Annotated in this window: 15 protein-coding genes; 6 read left to right on the forward strand and 9 right to left on the reverse strand. The window is 71.8% G+C overall.

Annotated elements, in window-relative coordinates; translation table 11 throughout:
• Positions 1-205: 205 nt before the first annotated feature.
• On the reverse strand, positions 206-1,036 hold the full coding sequence (locus E0F75_RS35615; RefSeq protein WP_229315119.1) for an LLM class F420-dependent oxidoreductase: 831 nt from the start codon (positions 1,034-1,036) through the stop codon (positions 206-208).
• A 99-nt stretch (positions 1,037-1,135) separates the two neighbouring features.
• On the opposite strand from E0F75_RS35615, the gene E0F75_RS35620 reads away from it, so the two are divergent.
• The 3 genes from E0F75_RS35620 (at position 1,136) to E0F75_RS35630 (ending at position 4,094) form a co-directional block, all read left to right on the forward strand.
• Entirely contained in the window at positions 1,136-2,614 is a 1,479-nt protein-coding gene (locus tag E0F75_RS35620) for a CehA/McbA family metallohydrolase (RefSeq protein ID WP_229315120.1), read from the forward strand.
• A gap of 141 nt (positions 2,615-2,755) precedes the next feature.
• The gene (locus tag E0F75_RS35625) at positions 2,756-3,496 is read left to right on the forward strand and encodes a GNAT family N-acetyltransferase (RefSeq protein WP_308189637.1); all 741 of its coding nucleotides are present in this window, start codon (positions 2,756-2,758) and stop codon (positions 3,494-3,496) included.
• A gap of 130 nt (positions 3,497-3,626) precedes the next feature.
• Entirely contained in the window at positions 3,627-4,094 is a 468-nt protein-coding gene (locus tag E0F75_RS35630) for a carboxymuconolactone decarboxylase family protein (RefSeq protein ID WP_229315122.1), read from the forward strand.
• Between the two features lie 30 nt (positions 4,095-4,124).
• On the opposite strand, the gene E0F75_RS35635 is transcribed toward E0F75_RS35630, so the two are convergent.
• Complete coding sequence (locus E0F75_RS35635) at positions 4,125-4,598, reverse strand: GNAT family N-acetyltransferase (RefSeq protein WP_229315123.1); 474 nt, start codon at positions 4,596-4,598, stop codon at positions 4,125-4,127.
• A 69-nt stretch (positions 4,599-4,667) separates the two neighbouring features.
• On the opposite strand from E0F75_RS35635, the gene E0F75_RS35640 reads away from it, so the two are divergent.
• On the forward strand, positions 4,668-4,883 hold the full coding sequence (locus E0F75_RS35640; protein ID WP_229315124.1) for a hypothetical protein: 216 nt from the start codon (positions 4,668-4,670) through the stop codon (positions 4,881-4,883).
• A 130-nt stretch (positions 4,884-5,013) separates the two neighbouring features.
• On the opposite strand, the gene E0F75_RS35645 is transcribed toward E0F75_RS35640, so the two are convergent.
• The 6 genes from E0F75_RS35645 to E0F75_RS35670 all read right to left on the reverse strand — a co-directional run bounded on the left by E0F75_RS35645 (position 5,014) and on the right by E0F75_RS35670 (position 13,093).
• A complete protein-coding gene (locus E0F75_RS35645) occupies positions 5,014-6,597 on the reverse strand; it encodes an APC family permease (protein WP_229315125.1) in 1,584 nt (527 codons plus the stop codon).
• A gap of 238 nt (positions 6,598-6,835) precedes the next feature.
• Complete coding sequence (locus E0F75_RS35650) at positions 6,836-8,287, reverse strand: aldehyde dehydrogenase family protein (protein WP_229315126.1); 1,452 nt, start codon at positions 8,285-8,287, stop codon at positions 6,836-6,838.
• On the reverse strand, positions 8,284-10,023 hold the full coding sequence (locus E0F75_RS35655) for an amidohydrolase family protein (RefSeq protein ID WP_229315127.1): 1,740 nt from the start codon (positions 10,021-10,023) through the stop codon (positions 8,284-8,286). Before E0F75_RS35655 ends, E0F75_RS35650 begins: the two co-directional genes overlap by 4 nt.
• 145 nt (positions 10,024-10,168) lie before the next feature.
• On the reverse strand, positions 10,169-11,293 hold the full coding sequence (locus E0F75_RS35660; protein WP_229315128.1) for an LLM class flavin-dependent oxidoreductase: 1,125 nt from the start codon (positions 11,291-11,293) through the stop codon (positions 10,169-10,171).
• A gap of 109 nt (positions 11,294-11,402) precedes the next feature.
• Positions 11,403-12,164 carry an SDR family NAD(P)-dependent oxidoreductase gene (locus E0F75_RS35665; RefSeq protein WP_229315129.1) on the reverse strand — a complete coding sequence of 254 codons (762 nt, stop codon included), beginning with the start codon at positions 12,162-12,164 and terminating at the stop codon, positions 11,403-11,405.
• An 11-nt stretch (positions 12,165-12,175) separates the two neighbouring features.
• Positions 12,176-13,093 (reverse strand): LLM class F420-dependent oxidoreductase, encoded by a 918-nt coding sequence (locus E0F75_RS35670; RefSeq protein ID WP_229315130.1) that lies wholly within the window; start codon positions 13,091-13,093, stop codon positions 12,176-12,178.
• A gap of 242 nt (positions 13,094-13,335) precedes the next feature.
• Here E0F75_RS35670 and E0F75_RS35675 point away from each other — a divergent pair, with 242 nt between their 5' ends.
• Positions 13,336-13,812: a DUF2690 domain-containing protein gene (locus E0F75_RS35675; RefSeq protein ID WP_229315131.1), complete on the forward strand. Its 477-nt coding sequence runs from the start codon at positions 13,336-13,338 to the stop codon at positions 13,810-13,812.
• Between the two features lie 124 nt (positions 13,813-13,936).
• Positions 13,937-14,413 carry a DUF2690 domain-containing protein gene (locus tag E0F75_RS35680; RefSeq protein WP_229315132.1) on the forward strand — a complete coding sequence of 159 codons (477 nt, stop codon included), beginning with the start codon at positions 13,937-13,939 and terminating at the stop codon, positions 14,411-14,413.
• A 76-nt stretch (positions 14,414-14,489) separates the two neighbouring features.
• Here E0F75_RS35680 and E0F75_RS35685 read toward each other — a convergent pair whose 3' ends face one another.
• The gene (locus E0F75_RS35685) at positions 14,490-15,707 is read right to left on the reverse strand and encodes an amidohydrolase family protein (protein WP_229315133.1); all 1,218 of its coding nucleotides are present in this window, start codon (positions 15,705-15,707) and stop codon (positions 14,490-14,492) included.
• Positions 15,708-15,714: the final 7 nt, after the last annotated feature.

Below are 15,714 nucleotides of genomic sequence, written 5' to 3' on the forward strand. Positions count from 1 at the left end.
CGGCCGCCTCACCGACATCGAGCGCGACCCCGTCCCTGGCCCGCTTCAGAGCACGGCGCATGGCATTCGCGGTGGGGCGAGCTTCCTGGTCATCCGTCATGAACCGAGCATACGAGCGGGCACCACGAGCAGGCTTCGGGTCCCCGCAGGAAGCAGCGGATCCGGCCACGCGGTGAGTCGGTCCCCTGGGGACGGAGCCGAGGAGTCAGAGGTACTCGGCGTACGCGTCCAGGACGCGCAGGACCTCCGGTTCGGCCGCCGGGGGGAGCTGGAGGACGACCTCCTCGCAGCCCAGTTCCGCGTAGTGCGCGAGCTTGCCCGGGGTCGGGAGGACCGCGTACGGGACGATCTCCAGGGTCTTCGGGTCTCGGCCCGCCTTCTCCCACGCCTCCTTCAGGACCGGGAGCGACTCCGTCAGGCCGCGGCCGCCGATCGGCATCCAGCCGTCCGTCTGCGCGGCGATCCGGGCGAAGAGCTTCGGGCCCGCCGCACCGCCCATGAGGATGCGGGGCGCGCCGCCCGTGGGCTTCGGCCAGGCCTCCGAGGCGCGGACCGAGTGGCCGAACTCGCCTTCGTACGCGGTGGGTTCAGGGGCCCAGAGTGCTCGCATCAGGTTCAGGCGGTCGCGGCCGAGCTCCCGGCGGGTGCGCCAGTCCACGCCGTGGTCGGCCGCCTCCTCGCGGTTCCAGCCGAAACCGAGGCCGAGGGTGAAGCGGCCGCCGGAGACGTGGTCGAGGGTCGCGATCTGCTTGGCGAGGGCGATCGGGTCGTGCTCGGTGATCAGGGTGACGCCGGTGCCGAGCGCGAGGCGTTCGGTGACGGCGGCGGCCTGGCCGAGGGCGACGAAGGGGTCGAGGGTGCGGCCGTACTCGCGGGGCAGCTCGCCGCCCGCCGGGTAGTCCGTGTCCCGTGCGACGGGGATGTGGGTGTGTTCGGGGAGGTAGAGCCCGCCGAACCCGCGCTGTTCGAGCTCGCGTGCGAGCCGCACGGGGCTGATGGTCTCGTCGGTCAGGAAGATCGTGGTCGAGATCCGCATAGCGGCACGGTAGGGCGTACGGCCCGGATTTCCGAGGGGTGCGACACGAGTGCGTTCCGCGTTGGCCGGGCGTTCACGGGTACGCACCAGGGTGCCTCCATGAGCGAACCGAGCAGACGTGTACTCCTCGCGACAGGCATCACGACAGGCATCGCTTCGGCCCTGACCCTGGGCGGTGTGAGCTTCGCCCACGCCGAGGGCGGCGAACAGACGGAGACCGTGACCGGCACCCTGCCGCCCGGCTCCCCCGACTACGTGTACCTCCCCGTCGAGCTGCCCCGCGGCGTCCGCGAGCTCCATGTCGCGTACTCCTACGAGCGGCCCGCCGTCCCCGCCGGAACCCAGGGCAACGCCCTCGACATCGGTCTCTTCGACCAGCGCGGCACCGCACTCGGCGGGAACGGTTTCCGCGGCTGGTCGGGCGGTGCGCGCAAGGAGTTCTTCGTCCGGACGGACGAGGCGACGCCGGGCTACATCGCCGGGCCGCTGAAGGCCGGGACCTGGTACGTCGTCCTCGCCCCCTACACCGTGGCCCCGCGGGGACTCCCGTACGGCGTCACGATCACCCTCCGGTTCGGTGCCGCGCTGCCGGTGCGCCGTCCCGCGTACCCGCCGGAGCGGGCCGCGGGGCGTGGCCGCGCCTGGTACCGCGGCGACTGCCACCTCCACACCGTGTACTCGGACGGGCGCCGCACCCCCGCCGAGGTCGCCGCGCTCGCCCGCGCCGCCGGGCTGGACTTCCTGACGGCCACCGAGCACAACACGCATGGCGGGCACGGCGCGTGGGACGGGCTCGGCGGGGACGACCTGCTGATCCTGCTCGGCGAGGAGGTCACCACCCGCAACGGGCACGTCCTCGCGATCGGCACCGATCCGGGCACCTTCGTCGACTGGCGCTACCGGGCCCGGGAGAACCGTTTCGGGCACTTCGCACGCGAGATCCGCCGGGCCGGCGGCCTCGTCGTCCCCGCCCATCCGCACGCCACCTGCATCGGCTGCATGTGGAGGTTCGGCTTCGGCGAGGCGGACGCCGTCGAGGTGTGGAACGGCCCCTTCACCCCGGACGACGAGGTGTCCCTGGCCGGCTGGGACGCGGCGCTCGCCCAGGGCCGCTGGACCCCCGCGATGGGCAGCAGCGACGCCCACCGCGACCCGGATCGCGTCGGCACCCCGCAGACCGTGGTCCTCGCCGACGACCTCAGCCGGCGGTCGATCCTCGCCGGGCTGCGGGCGGGCCGCTCGTACGTCGCCGAATCCTCCGCGGTCTCCCTGGACTTCTCGGTGACGGACGGCCGGGGGCGGACGGCGGGCATCGGGGAGCGGCTGCGGGTCGACGACGACGAGCCGGTGACGGTACGGCTGAAGGTGACCGGTGCGCCTGAGGGCGGCACGATCCGCTTCGTCACGGATCAGGGGGTCCTGCACACGACGCCGGTGGCGGCCGGGCCCGCCTCGTGGTCGACGACGGCCGCGTACGCCACGTACGTACGCGCCGAGGTCCGCCACCCGGCGGCCCTGCCCCCGCTGCCGGGCGCCCTGGTGGCCTTCACGAACCCGGTGTTCCTGGAGGCCCGCTGACGAACCGGGGCCTGGCGCCCGCCCCGCTCACCCCGGTGCGGGCACACCACGCCCCGGGTGGGTGGGCACCGCCCCATGGGTGGGGGCGGTGCCCCGGGAAATCCGCAGGCGGGTTCCCGCTTCGGCGCCTACCGTGACCCCGTGCTGAAGCAAATCGAGACGTACTACGACGCCGTCCCCCGTTCCGCCGCCCGCGCCGAGGAGTTCGGACCGCTGACCCTGTTCGTGCGGGAGGGGGCGGGCTGGCCGTACTACGCGCGGCCCGCGCTCGGGTACGACGGGGAGGCGACGGTCGCCGACGTGGACCGGGTGCGGGCGCGGCAGCGGGAGCTGGGGGCGCCCGAGGCGTTCGAGTGGGTGGCGGAGACGACGCCGGGGCTGCGGGCGGCCGTGGAGGCGAGCGGGCTCACCGTGCACGAGCATCCGCTGATGGTCCTGGAGGGCGACGTGCTCCCGGTGGCCGGGCCCGAGGGCGTCACCGTACGGATGGTCGGCGCGCGCGATCCGTTCCTGGCGAGCGCGGTCGCCGCCCCGTACGCGGCCTTCGGCGCCGAGCCGGCGCCGGACGCCGTCGCCCAGGTCGCCGGTCGGATCACGGCGGGTCTCACCCATCTCTCGGCCGCCCTCGACGACGCCGGCACGGCGCTCTCGGCGGGGCAGCACCAGCCCGTCGGGGCCGTGTCCGAGGTCGTCGGCGTCGGCACCGTCCCGGCGGCCCGGCGGCGGGGCCTCGGTCTTGCGGTGACGGCGGCCCTGGTGGCCGACGCCCGGTCGCGCGGCGTGGAGCTGGTGTTCCTGTCGGCGTCGGACGCGGACGTGGCCCGGCTCTACGGGCGCCTCGGTTTCCGCACCGTCGCCACCGCGCTCATCGCCGAGGCGTAGAGGCGTAGGCGTAGAGGTGCGGAGGCCTGGAGGTGTAGCGGCCTGGAGGATGTCACATCTTTCGCGTCCGCTCCGTCAGTGCGGTGAAGGCAACCGAAACGGCACACCGAAACGCTGAGGAGCGATCACCATGGCGCACGCGACCACCCCCCGGATGACCAACCCCGCCTACGTCCTCCCCGGAGCCGGCCCGGCGATCCAGGAGCTGGTGAAGGCGACCCGCGAGGGCGGTGTCCCGGAGTCGACCCTGGAGCTGGTGCACCTGCGGGCCAGTCAGATCAACAGCTGCGGGTTCTGCGTCGACTACGGCGCGAAGAGCGCCCGGAAGAACGGCGTGAGCGACGAGAAGCTGTTCGCCGTCGCCGCCTGGCGCGAGGCCCCGTACTTCTCCGACGAGGAGCGCGCGGCCCTCGCCCTGGCCGAGGCGGCGACCCGGCTCGCCGACACCTCGGACGCCGTGCCGGACGAGGTCTGGGACGCCGCCGCCGACCACTACGACGAGAAGCAGCTCGCCGCGATCGTGCTGATGGTCGCGGTCACCAACCTGTTCAACCGGATCAACGTCACCGTCCGCCAGCCGGCCGGAGTCGCCCTCTGACGAGGCGGCCGGTCGCGCGCGGCCGGCCGGTCAGGCGGGGGCTGCGGCGACCCGTGGCTCGCGTACGAGCAGCACGTCCACCGGGTCCTCGGACTCGTACGTGAAGCCCTGCCGTTCGTAGAGGCGGCGGGCGGCGCTGCCCTGGAGCACGACCAGGCGGACCGGGGCCGCGGCCTCGTCCGCCCGGGCGAGGAGCTCCCGCAGCACCGCCGTCCCGAGGCCCCGCCCCTGGGCCCCGGGGGCCAGGTAGAAGTGCTCCAGGTAGAAGCCTCCGCCACCTTCGTACGGGCGCATCGTCACGCAGCCCGCGAAGCAGCCGTCCACCTCGACGACCGAGGTGTGCTCCGGCGAGAAGCCGTCCCGCAGCCGCTGCCGCACCCGGTGCTCGTCGTAGCGTCCGAGGCGCACCAGGTCGTCCCGCATGACGACCGCCCGCAGCTCGGCCATCGCCTCGACGTCCTCGGCCCGCCCGGGGCGCAGCGACCAGTTCGTCTCCCCATGCATGGATGCATCCTAGGGAGGCTTCGGGAGCGCCCTCGTAACCGGATCCATGCCGTCCGCGTTGGTGCGGGCATGAAGAAGATGCTCACCGCAGTCGCCCTGACCTGTTTCGCCGCGACCGGCGGCCTCGCCGCCGCCGGAACCGCCGCCGCCGACGCGGGCGGGATGAACCTGCCGTCGGTCGTGCCGCTCAGCGGCGTCCTGACCCCGAAGGCCAAACCGGCCGGTACGCCGGACCTGCCGCCCGCGAACGCGGCGGTGGAACGCCTGCTCCCCGGACACCACTGAGCCGTACGGCGGGCGACGAGAAGACGAAGGTGGCGGGACCCCCACGGGCCCGCCACCTTCGCGTTCTCGATGACTCAGGAATGCTCCGCCGGACCCGCCGGACTCACCGGACTCACCGGACTCACCGGACTCAGTCGGCGACGACCAGCGACGGCGTCTCCTTCGTCAGGACCTCGCCGCGGAAGAACGCGGGGCTCCGGCGCTGCATGACCAGCATGATCACCACGCCGACGAGCAGCAGTCCGACGCCGATCACGAAGACCGAGCCGACGCCGAAGACCGCGGAGCCGGAGCCGTACGCCGGGTCCCACATGTCGTACAGCGTCTTGCCGAAGACGGCCGTCAGCATCAGTCCGCCGAGCAGCGGCATCAGGCCCTTGTAGGCGAAGTTCCGGCCGGAGCGGAAGAGCTCGCCGCGGAAGTACCAGACGCACGCGAAGGCCGTGAGCGCGTAGTAGAAGCAGATCATCAGGCCGAGCGCGTAGATGGTGTCGACCAGGACGTTCTCGCTGAGCAGGGTCATCACGGTGTAGAAGACGCCGGTGGCGACACCGGCCACGATCGTGGCCTTGCCGGGGGTCTTGAAGACCGGGTGGACCTTGGTGAAGGACTTCGGCAGGGCCTCGTACGTGGACATCGCGAGCACCGTGCGGGCGACCGGGATGAACGTGGTCTGGAGGCTGGCGGCCGCCGAGGCGAGGACCGCGACGAAGAGCAGGATGCCGAGCGTGGGACCCATGACCGGGCCGGCGAGCGCGGCGAAGACGTTGTCGGAGGTCTCCGGGTTGGCGAGGCCGAGGCCCTTCTCGCCGGAGCCGACGACCATCTGGGCGGCGATGCCGGTGGCCAGGTAGGAGCCGACCAGGACGACCATCGCGATGAGCGCGGCGCGGCCGGGGGTCTTGGCGCTGCCGGTGGTCTCCTCGTTGGTCGCCATGCAGGCGTCCCAGCCCCAGTACATGAAGATCGAGAGGGAGAGGCCGGCGGTGAAGGCGGCGAAGGACTGGACCGCGAAGGGGTTCATCCAGGACCAGGAGAAGTCGACCGAGGTCTCGAAGGAGCCGGCCTTCGTCAGGGCCATGCCCACGAAGACGGCGAGGACGACGAGCTGGAGGCCGACGAGGGTGTACTGGACGCCCTTGGTGGCGGTCATGCCGCGGTAGCTGATCGCGGTGGCCGCGGCGATGAGGGCCAGGCAGGTGACGATGTGGACGGCTTTGTTGTCGTCCAGGGCGGCGATGGACTCGCTGCCGCTGATCTCACCGGCGAGGAGCCAGAAGTAGGAGGTCGCGACGCCCGCCAGGTTGGAGAGGACGATGATCGTCGCGATGACGAGGCCCCAGCCGCACATCCAGCCGATGCGGGGCCCGAAGGCCTTCACGGTCCAGGTGAACGAGGTGCCGCAGTCGGGCATGACCTTGTTGAGCTCCCGGTACGCGAAGGCGACGAGGAGCATCGGGAGGAAGCCGGCGAGGAAGATCGCCGGCATCTGCAGTCCGACCTCGCCGGCGGTGGAGCCGAGGGTCGAGGTCAGGCAGTAGACGGGGGCGACGGTCGAGATGCCGATGACGGCACTGCCGAGGAGGCCGACGGAGTTTCCGCCGAGGCCTTTGGTGCGCACGCCATGGGCGCCGGCCGCGCCGTCGGTGTCACCCGGGGCGTTGACGCCCCTTACCGTGTCTCCGGCCTGGGGCCGCGCTTCCACCTGAGTCATGAACAGGACGTTAAATGCTGCGGTTTCCATATCCGGAGGATCAAAATCCGCTCATCTGATCGATCGCCGCCTTGTATTGCGCGGGTCGAAGCGGACACGCACCAATGATTAAAAGATCGACCACCGGCACGGGCCGACCAACTGGTAGGTCGGTCGACCCGTGTCCGTTATGCGGGAACCGCAGCCAGGCCCGAAATGTCCGTTTCGAAATTTTCCCGAGGAATTTTCGAGGACGTCGTCAGCCCGGCCACACCACCGCTTGCAGCTCGCTGTACGCGTGCAGCGCGTACGAGCCCACGTCCCGTCCGACCCCGCTCCGCTTGAATCCGCCGAACGGCGCCTCCATGTTCCGTCCGATCGTGTTCACGCCCACCCCGCCGGCCCGCAGCCGGGCCGCGATCCGGAAGGCGCGGGCCACGTCGCCCGACCACACGTAGTCGAGGAGCCCGTAGTCGCTGTCGTTGGCGAGCGCGATCCCCTCCTCCTCGTCGTCGAAGGGGACCACCACGACGACCGGACCGAAGATCTCCTCCCGCACCACCTGCATCTCGTTGGTGCAGTCGGCGAGCAGCGTCGGCGCCACGTAGAAGCCCTTCGGGAGGTCCGGCCGCTCGCCGCCGACGACGACCCGCGCCCCTTCCTTCCGGCCGAGCTCGACGTACGACTCCACCCGGTCGCGGTGGGCCGCCGAGATCACCGGGCCGACGATCGTGCCCTGCTCCGCCGGGTCCCCCACCTTCATGAAGGCCAGATAGCCGGTGAGCTTCTCGATCAGCCGCTCGTAGATCCCGCGCTGGGCGAGCACCCGGGTCGGGGCCGTACAGATCTGTCCGCTGTAGAAGGAGAACGTCGTCCCGATCCCCATCACCGCCGAGTCCAGGTCGGCGTCGTCGAAGACGAGGGCGGCCCCCTTGCCGCCCAGCTCCATCAGCTGCCGCTTGAGCGTGCGGCCGCAGACCTCGCCGATCGCCTGCCCGACCGCCGTGGAACCGGTGAACGACACCATGTCGACGTCCGGGGAGTCCACGGCCGCCTGCCCCGCCTCCACCGAGGAGCCGGTGACCACGTTGACGACACCCGGCGGGACGCCGGCCTCCTCCAGGGCGCGGGTCATCGCGTACACGGAGAGCGGGTCCTGCGGGGCGGGCTTCACCAGGACCGTGTTGCCCATCGCGAGCGCGGGGGCGACCTTGCCGGCGGGGTTGGCCCAGGGGTTGTTGTACGAGGTGATGCAGGTGACGACCCCGACCGGGCGGCGCACCGCCACCGCGCCGAACACCCCGGCCCTCCCCATCGGGCCCGCCTCGTTGATCTGTGGGGGCAGCGCCTGCTCGACCGGTTCCATGGCCCCGCGCGCGTACCGCCGGAAGCGGGCCGAGCCGACCGCGACCTGCATGCCGCGCGCCGTGCCGGTGGTGGCGCCGGTCTCGGCGCGGGCGAGGAGGGTGTTCGCCTCGGCGTCCCTGGCCATCAGGTCGGCGGCCCGGTCGAGGATCGCCGCCCGCTCCTCCGGTCTCGTCCGGGACCAGGAGCCGAAGGCCTCGCGGGCCGCGGCTGCCGCGTCGTACACCTGGGCACGGGAGGCCTCCGGGGCGAGGCCGACGACCTCCTCGGTGGCCGGGTCGATCACCTCGTAGTGACCGGCGTCGGGCTCGACCCACTCGCCGCCGATGAAGAGCTTCTGGTTCACCTGGTCGCCACCGTCCTCGTGTCACGGCCGGAGCGCAGTACCTTCCCCGGGACCGCGCCGGTCACCTCGTCGTCCCGTACCGTCTCCACGCCGTTGACCCGTACCGACACGATCCCCACCGCCCGTGAGTCGAGCCGCGGGCTGTCCCCCGGCAGGTCGTGCACGAGGGTCGCCGGGCCGGCCTCGATCCGCTCCGGGTCGAAGAGGACCAGGTCGGCGTGGAAGCCCTCGGTGATCCGGCCGCGCTCGCGGAGCCCGAAGAGCCGGGCCGGGTCGTCGGTCAGCATCCGCACCGCCCGCTCCAGGGGCACCAGCTTCCGGCCGCGCAGGCAGTCGCCGAGGAACCGGGTCGTGTACGGCGCCCCGCACATCCGGTCCAGGTGGGCGCCCGCGTCGGAGCCGCCGAGCATCACGTCCTCGTGGTCCCAGGTCTCGCGGCGCAGCGCCCAGGAGGCCGGGTCGTTGTCGCTGGGCATCGGCCACAGGATGGTCCGGAGCTCGTCGTTGGCGCAGATCTCGACGAGGCACTGGAAGGCGTCCTGGCCGCGCTCGGCCGCGATGTCGTCGACGACCCGGCCGGTGAGACCCTCGTTCCCGGGGCTGTACGTGTCCCCGATGACGTACCGCCCGAAGTGGGCGAGGCGCCGGAAGACCCCGGCCTCCTTGGAGTCGGCGCGCCGCAGCATCTCGGCCCGCACGTCCGGGTCGCGGAGCCTCGTGATCCGCTCGGGGACGGGAAGTCCGAGGATCTCGCCCCACCCCGGGATGAGGTTGAGGGCGCAGAAGGTCCCGAGCGACATGTTCATCGGGGTCAGGATCGGCATGGTGAGGGCGACGATCCGGCCGCCGGACTTCCGGGCCCGCTCGGAGGCGGTGAGCTGGCGCGGGACGCGTTCGGGGACGGCGGCGTCGATGGTGAGGACGTTCCAGTTGAGGGGGCGTCCGGCGGCGGCGGTCATCTCGACGAACAGCTCGATCTCGTCGTCGGAGAACTGGTCGAGACAGCCGGCCAGGATCGCTTCGAGCTGGGTGCCCTCGTGCTCGCCGACGGCGCGGGAGAGCGCGATGAGCTCCTCCGGACCGGCGTGCCGGGAGGCGACGGGGGCGCCGTCGCCGTCGGAGTGGGTGGACGACTGGGTGGTGGAGAGCCCCCAGGCGCCGGCCTCCATGGCCTCCTTGAGGAGGGCGACCATGTGCGCGAGCTGCTCGGGGGTGGGCTGCCCGCCGACGGCGTCGGCGCCCATCACGTACCTGCGCAGGGCGCAGTGGCCCACCATGAAACCGGCGTTGACGGCGATGCGGCCGTCGAGGGCGTCGAGGTACTCGGCGAACGACGACCAGGACCAGTCGACGCCCTCCTCCAGGGCCTTCAGGGCCATCCCCTCGACCTTGGACATCATGCGACGGGTGTAGTCGGCGTCCTCGGGCCGGTCCGGGTGGAGCGGGGCGAGGGTGAAACCGCAGTTGCCGCCGGCGACGGTGGTGACGCCGTGGTTCATGGACGGGGTGGCGTACGGGTCCCAGAACAGCTGGGCGTCGTAGTGGGTGTGCGGGTCGACGAAGCCGGGCGTGAGGACGAGACCGGTGGCGTCCTCGGTGCTCCGGGCCTCCTCGCGTACGGTGCCGGGCTCGGCGACGACGGCGATCCGGCCGTCGCGGATGCCGACGTCGGCGGTGAAGGCGGGGGCGCCGGTGCCGTCCACGACGGTGGCGCCCGTGATGAGGTGGTCGAGCATGACGGTCCCTTTCTGGACGTGGACACGGGTGTGCCCCGGACCGGGGGCCGCCGCGGAACGGCCTCCGGCCGGGGCCGGTACGGGGCGGCGGTCCGGGAAGACACCACCCCGCGCTCGTCGTGCACCGCGCCCCGGCGGCAGCCCGTCAGGCGCCCGCGGACTGGCGGAAGCGGGTTGTGCGGTGGATCGGGTCCGTGTCGATCTTCGGGATCACGTGCTCACCGATCAGCTTGATCGAGTTCATCGTGTCCTCGTACGAGATCCCGATCGGCAGCCCGAAGGACAGCTGGTCCGCCCCCGCCTGCTCCCACCGCTTGCACTGCGCCAGGACCTCCGACGGATCGCCGCAGATCATCAGCTCCTCCTGGATGAGGAGTTCGATGATCTCGGCCGAGTACTCGGGCAGGAGCTCCGGCCACTCCGGGATGCCCTCCGGCCGCGGGAAGGTGTCGTGGTAGCGGAAGAGGAGGGACTGGAGGTAGTTCAGGCCGCCGCCCACCGCGATCTCGACCGCCTTGTCGTGCGTCTCGGCGCAGATCGCCGTCGAGGTCACCATGACGTTGTCGTTGACGAAGTCGCCGATCGCCTTGGCTTCCTTGATCGCGGTCTTGTACGACTCGACGACCCACTCCATGTCGGAGACCTTCTGCACGCTGAAGCCGAGGACGCCGAGGCCCTTCTTGCCGGCCATGGCGTACGAGGAGGGGGACCCGGCGGCGTACCACATGGCGGGGTGGGACTTCCCGTACGGCTTCGGGAGGACCTTGCGGGGCGGCAGCGACCAGTGCTTGCCCTGGAAGCCGACGTACTCGTCCTGGAGCCACATCTTGGGGAACTCGGCGATCGTCTCCTCCCACAGCTCCTTGGTGTGGTTCATGTCGGTGATGCCCGGCATGAACCCGAGGATCTCGTGGGAGCCCGCGCCCCGGCCGGAGCCGAACTCGAAGCGTCCGGCCGAGAGATGGTCGAGCATGGCGACCTTCTCGGCGACCTTCACCGGGTGGTTGACGGGGGCGAGGGGGTTGAAGATGCCGGAGCCGAGGTGGATCCGGTCGGTGGCGTGGGCGAGGTAGCCCAGGTAGACGTCGTTGGCGGAGAGGTGCGAGTACTCCTCCAGGAAGTGGTGCTCCGAGGCCCAGGCGTACTTGAAACCGGACCTGTCCGCCTGGATGACGTACTCGGTCTCCTCCATGAGTGCCTTGTGCTCGGCTTCGGGATCGGTCTCGGCGCGCTTGCCGACGTATCCCTGTACGAAGATCCCGAATTCCAAGGGGGTTCACCGTCCTCGTGAGTTTCTGACGTGTCGTCAGATTCATGATGTGCCCGACTGTCGCACCGCGGGGTGGGCCCGTCAATACCTGACGAGCCGTCAGGTATGACTAGAAGAGGCTGACTCCCGCCAGCCAGCCGCCGTCGATCACGAACGGCTGTCCCGTGATGTACGCCGAGTCCTCCCCGGTCAGGAACAGCGCGAGGGCCGCCACCTCGTCCGGGCGCCCGATCCGCCCGAGCGGCACGAGCTTGCGGTACAGCTCGGCCGTGGCGGCCGGGTCCACGCCCTCCGGGTTGCTCATGGGGGTGTCGATGGCGCCCGGGCAGACGGCGTTCACCCGTATCCCCTTCGCGGCCAGCTCCAGGGCGGCCACCCGGGTCAGCCCGAGGACGGCGTGCTTCGAGGCGGCGTACGCGCCGACCCCGGCCATCCCGGTCAGGCCCGTGTACGAGGCCGTGTTGACGATCGTCCCGCCGCCGGCCGCCGCGATCTCGGGCGCGACGGTACGGATGCCGAGGAAGCAGCCGGTCTGATTGACGGAGACGATCGCCTGGAACTCCTCCAGAGGGGTGGAGAGCAGCTCGTTGAAGCGGAGGATGCCGGCGTTGTTGACCAGCCCGTCGATCTTCCCGAACCGCTCCTTGGCGACGGTCACGGCCGCGGCCCAGTCGTCCTCCCTGGTCACGTCCAGATGGACGTAGACGGCCCGCTCCTCCCCCAGCTCCTTGGCCAGTGCGGCGCCGGCGTCGTCGAGGACGTCCGCGAGGACGACCCTCGCCCCCTCCCCGGCGAACAGCCGGGCCTCCTGCTCGCCCTGTCCGCGCGCCGCGCCGGTGACGAGGACGACCCGCCCGTCGAGTGTGCCCATGTCCGTACTCCCTAGAGGTGAGGGGCGACCTCCGTGCCGAAGGCCGCCATCTGGTCGATGAGTTCGGTACGGCTCCGGGAGCGGAACCGGACCTGGATCTGGTGCACGCCCATCTCCCCGTACGCGCGCAGGGAGGCGGCGATCTCCTCCGGGCGGCCGCTGAGGGTGCGCCGGCCGACGGGCCATTCGGGCGTGCCGACGTACAGCGGCTCGGCGATCGCGCCGACGGTGATCGGCTCCGCGATCCCGGCCTCGGCGCGCAGCCGCAGCAGCTTCTGGATCTGTACGGCGAGCCGCTCGCGCGGGTCGCCCTGCGGCAGCCAGCCGTCGCCCTTGAGCGCGGCGCGGCGCACGGCGGCCGGTGAGGAGCCGCCGACCCAGAGCGGGACGCGCTCCTGCGCGGGCCGGGGCAGCTGCCCGAGGTCCTTGAAGGCGAACCGCTCCCCCAGGTGCTCCGGGTACTCCTCGGGCCCGAGCGCGGCCCGCAGGGCGTCCATGGTCTCGTCGAGCACGGCGCCACGGCGCGTGAAGTCCACGCCGAGCGCCTCGAACTCCTCCTGTACGTGCCCGGCGCCGACCCCGAGGACGAGCCGGCCGCCGGAGAGGTGGTCGAGCGTCGCGTACGCCTTGGCGGTGACGAGCGGATGGCGCAGCCCGACGACGGCGACGTGCGAGAGCAGCCGGACGCGTTCGGTGGCGGCGGCGAGGAAGGAGAGCGTGGCGACCGGGTCGTACCAGACGGTGCTCATGGCCTCGGCGAGCCGGCGCGGGATGGCGACGTGGTCGCAACCGGCGAGGTAGTCGAATCCGTGGTCCTCGGCGGCGCGGGCGACGGCGAGCAGATCGGCTGCCCCGGCGGCCGCCTCCCAGGGTTCGGCGTAGATCGCGCTCTGCGACTGGACCGGCAGCTGCATCCCGTAGACCACCATGAGGAACCCCCTTGAGTCCCGGCCGCCCCGCGGCGGCCGCGCATCTGACGAACCGTCACCTGCACGAGCGGGGCCCATGCTCGTACCTGACGATCCATCAGGCAAGGGGTGGGGGACACGGGCGTTCGCTTTTGTCCAAGACCCATGGCGTGCCCCGCCCCAGGATGGGTTCCGGCGGCAAGGCGTCGCGGCCGAGCTGTCGACCGCCGCCCTCACCCACCGGACCTGAATGGACGTCCTCCATGCGTTCCCTGCTTCGCCGCACCGCGCAAGCGAGCTCCGCCCTGCTCCTCGCCGCCGGCGGCCTGATGTTCACGGGCGGCTCGGCCCAGGCCGCCCAGTACGACGGCGCCGACCCGGCGTCCACCTACTGCGGCGGCACCACCAGCACGCCCCGGTCCGCCGCCCTCTACGACCCGCGGTTCGGCTTCCACGTGGGCACCATCGACCTCCGGTACAACTCGGGCTGCCGCACGGTGTGGGCGCGGATCACCCTGGACAGCGCCCAGGGCTGGTGCGGGGACTCCGCCGCCGGACAGCCCTGCGCCACGGCCGAGGTCATCCGGGAGTCCGACGGGGCGACCCTGTCCTGCCAGGTCCCGCAGGGCGGCACCTCCTGCTACACCCGCATGCTCAACGACGCCGGCGTGCAGTCCCACGCGCAGGGCATCACGTACACCTCGGGCGGCCTCAGGTACACGCCGACGGGCAGCTACTGACCCGAAGCGCCCCGAGCCCGGGCCACCGCACGACCGGAGACGCCACGGCGCTCCACTCCGACCCCGCTCCCACCACGGCCGACGGATTCAGGACCGCCGGCCCTACCCGAACGGACACATCCCCATGCGTTCCCTGCTCCAGCGCACCGCCCAGGTCGGCACCGCCCTGCTCCTCGCGGCCGGCGGTCTGATGTTCACGGGCGGCTCGGCCCAGGCCGCCCAGTACGACGGCGCCGACCCGGCGTCCACCTACTGCGGCGGCACCACCAGCACGGTGAAGTCGGTCGGCGTGTACGACTACCACAGCAACCGGCTCGGCACCCTCGACCTGCGCTACAACTCGGGCTGCCGCACCGCGTGGGCGCGCCTGACGATCACCTACGGCTACAGCGACTGCGGCAACGCCTCCGCGGGCATCGCCTGCGCGCAGGCGCGCATCGTGCGGGACAACGACGGCAGGACCTACTCCTGCACCGTGCGGCCGGGCAACTCCTCCTGCTACACGCCGATGGTGAACGACGCGGGCTACACGTCCCACGCCGAGGTCAGCACGGACACGGCGGGCGGGTACCGCGAGGACATCCGCACCCCCAGCTACTAGTCCGCGGCTCCCCCGGCCCCCGCCCGGTCCGCCTCCCTCGGCGGGCCGGGCGGGCCCTTCGCGGCGCGGGGCGCCCCTACGGGCGCCAGAGGCCGTCCGGGGTGAGGCCGAGCAGGTCGATCGCGTTGCCGCGCACGATCCGCTCGACGACGTCCGGGGCCAGGTGCCCCATCTGCGCCTCGCCGACCTCCCTGGACTTGGGCCAGGTGGAGTCCGAGTGCGGGTAGTCCGTCTCGTACAGGACGTTCCCGACCCCGATCGCGTCGAGGTTCTTCAGGCCGAACGCGTCGTCGAAGAAGCAGCCGAAGACGTGCCCGGCGAAGAGCTCCGACGGCGGGCGCAGCACCTTGTCGGCGACCCCGCCCCAGCCGCGGTTCTCCTCCCACACGACGTCGGCGCGCTCCAGGATGTACGGGATCCAGCCGATCTGCCCCTCCGCGTACATGATCTTCAGGTGGGGGAAGCGCTCGAACTTGCCGCTCATCAGCCAGTCGACCATCGAGAAGCAGCAGTTGGCGAAGGTGATGGTCGAGCCGACGGCCGGCGGCGCGTCGGCGGAGGTCGACGGCATCCGGCTGGACGAGCCGATGTGCATCGCGATGACCGTGCCGGTCTCGTCGCACGCGCGGAAGAAGGGGTCCCAGTGGTCCGTGTGCACCGAGGGGAGCCCGAGGTGCGGCGGGATCTCCGAGAACGCGACCGCCCGCACCCCGCGCGCGGCGTTGCGGCGGACCTCGGCGGCGGCCAGCTCCGGATCCCAGAGCGGGATGAGGGTGAGCGGGATGAGCCGCCCGTGCGCCTCGGGCCCGCACCACTCCTCCACCATCCAGTCGTTGTACGCCCGGACGCAGAGCAGCCCGAGCTCGCGGTCGCTCGCCTCGGTGAAGGTCTGCCCGCAGAAGCGGGGGAAGGTCGGGAAGCAGAGCGCGGACTGGACGTGGTTGACGTCCATGTCGGCGAGCCGCTCGGGCACCGAGTGGGAGCCGGGCCGCATCTGCTCGAACGTGATGACTTCGAGCCGTATCTCGTCGCGGTCGTAGCCGACGGCGGTGTCGAGGCGGGTGAGGGGCCGGTGCAGGTCCTCGTAGACCCACCAGTCGCCGATCGGGCCCTCGTCCCCCTTGGCCCCCATGACGGGGGCGAACTTCCCGCCGAGGAAGGTCATTTCCCTGAGCGGGGCGCGGACGATCCGGGGTCCGGTGTCGTGGTACCGGGACGGGAGCCGGTCCCGCCAGACGTGCGGGGGCTCCACGGTGTGGTCGTCCACCGAGATGATCTTCGGGAAGTTCTCCATGGCTTTC

Origin of the sequence: Streptomyces sp. CB02980, from assembly GCF_014451325.2 — a bacterium.
GTDB lineage: Bacteria > Actinomycetota > Actinomycetes > Streptomycetales > Streptomycetaceae > Streptomyces.

Coding starts and splice junctions, on each gene's coding strand:
- E0F75_RS35615 (WP_229315119.1), bottom strand. CDS start 1,036: ATGCGGATCTCGACCACGATCTTCCTGACCGACGAGACCATCAGCCCC.
- E0F75_RS35620 (WP_229315120.1), top strand. CDS start 1,136: ATGAGCGAACCGAGCAGACGTGTACTCCTCGCGACAGGCATCACGACA.
- E0F75_RS35630 (WP_229315122.1), top strand. CDS start 3,627: ATGGCGCACGCGACCACCCCCCGGATGACCAACCCCGCCTACGTCCTC.
- E0F75_RS35635 (WP_229315123.1), bottom strand. CDS start 4,598: ATGCATGGGGAGACGAACTGGTCGCTGCGCCCCGGGCGGGCCGAGGAC.
- E0F75_RS35640 (WP_229315124.1), top strand. CDS start 4,668: ATGAAGAAGATGCTCACCGCAGTCGCCCTGACCTGTTTCGCCGCGACC.
- E0F75_RS35645 (WP_229315125.1), bottom strand. CDS start 6,597: ATGACTCAGGTGGAAGCGCGGCCCCAGGCCGGAGACACGGTAAGGGGC.
- E0F75_RS35655 (WP_229315127.1), bottom strand. CDS start 10,023: ATGCTCGACCACCTCATCACGGGCGCCACCGTCGTGGACGGCACCGGC.
- E0F75_RS35665 (WP_229315129.1), bottom strand. CDS start 12,164: ATGGGCACACTCGACGGGCGGGTCGTCCTCGTCACCGGCGCGGCGCGC.
- E0F75_RS35670 (WP_229315130.1), bottom strand. CDS start 13,093: ATGGTGGTCTACGGGATGCAGCTGCCGGTCCAGTCGCAGAGCGCGATC.
- E0F75_RS35675 (WP_229315131.1), top strand. CDS start 13,336: ATGCGTTCCCTGCTTCGCCGCACCGCGCAAGCGAGCTCCGCCCTGCTC.
- E0F75_RS35680 (WP_229315132.1), top strand. CDS start 13,937: ATGCGTTCCCTGCTCCAGCGCACCGCCCAGGTCGGCACCGCCCTGCTC.
- E0F75_RS35685 (WP_229315133.1), bottom strand. CDS start 15,707: ATGGAGAACTTCCCGAAGATCATCTCGGTGGACGACCACACCGTGGAG.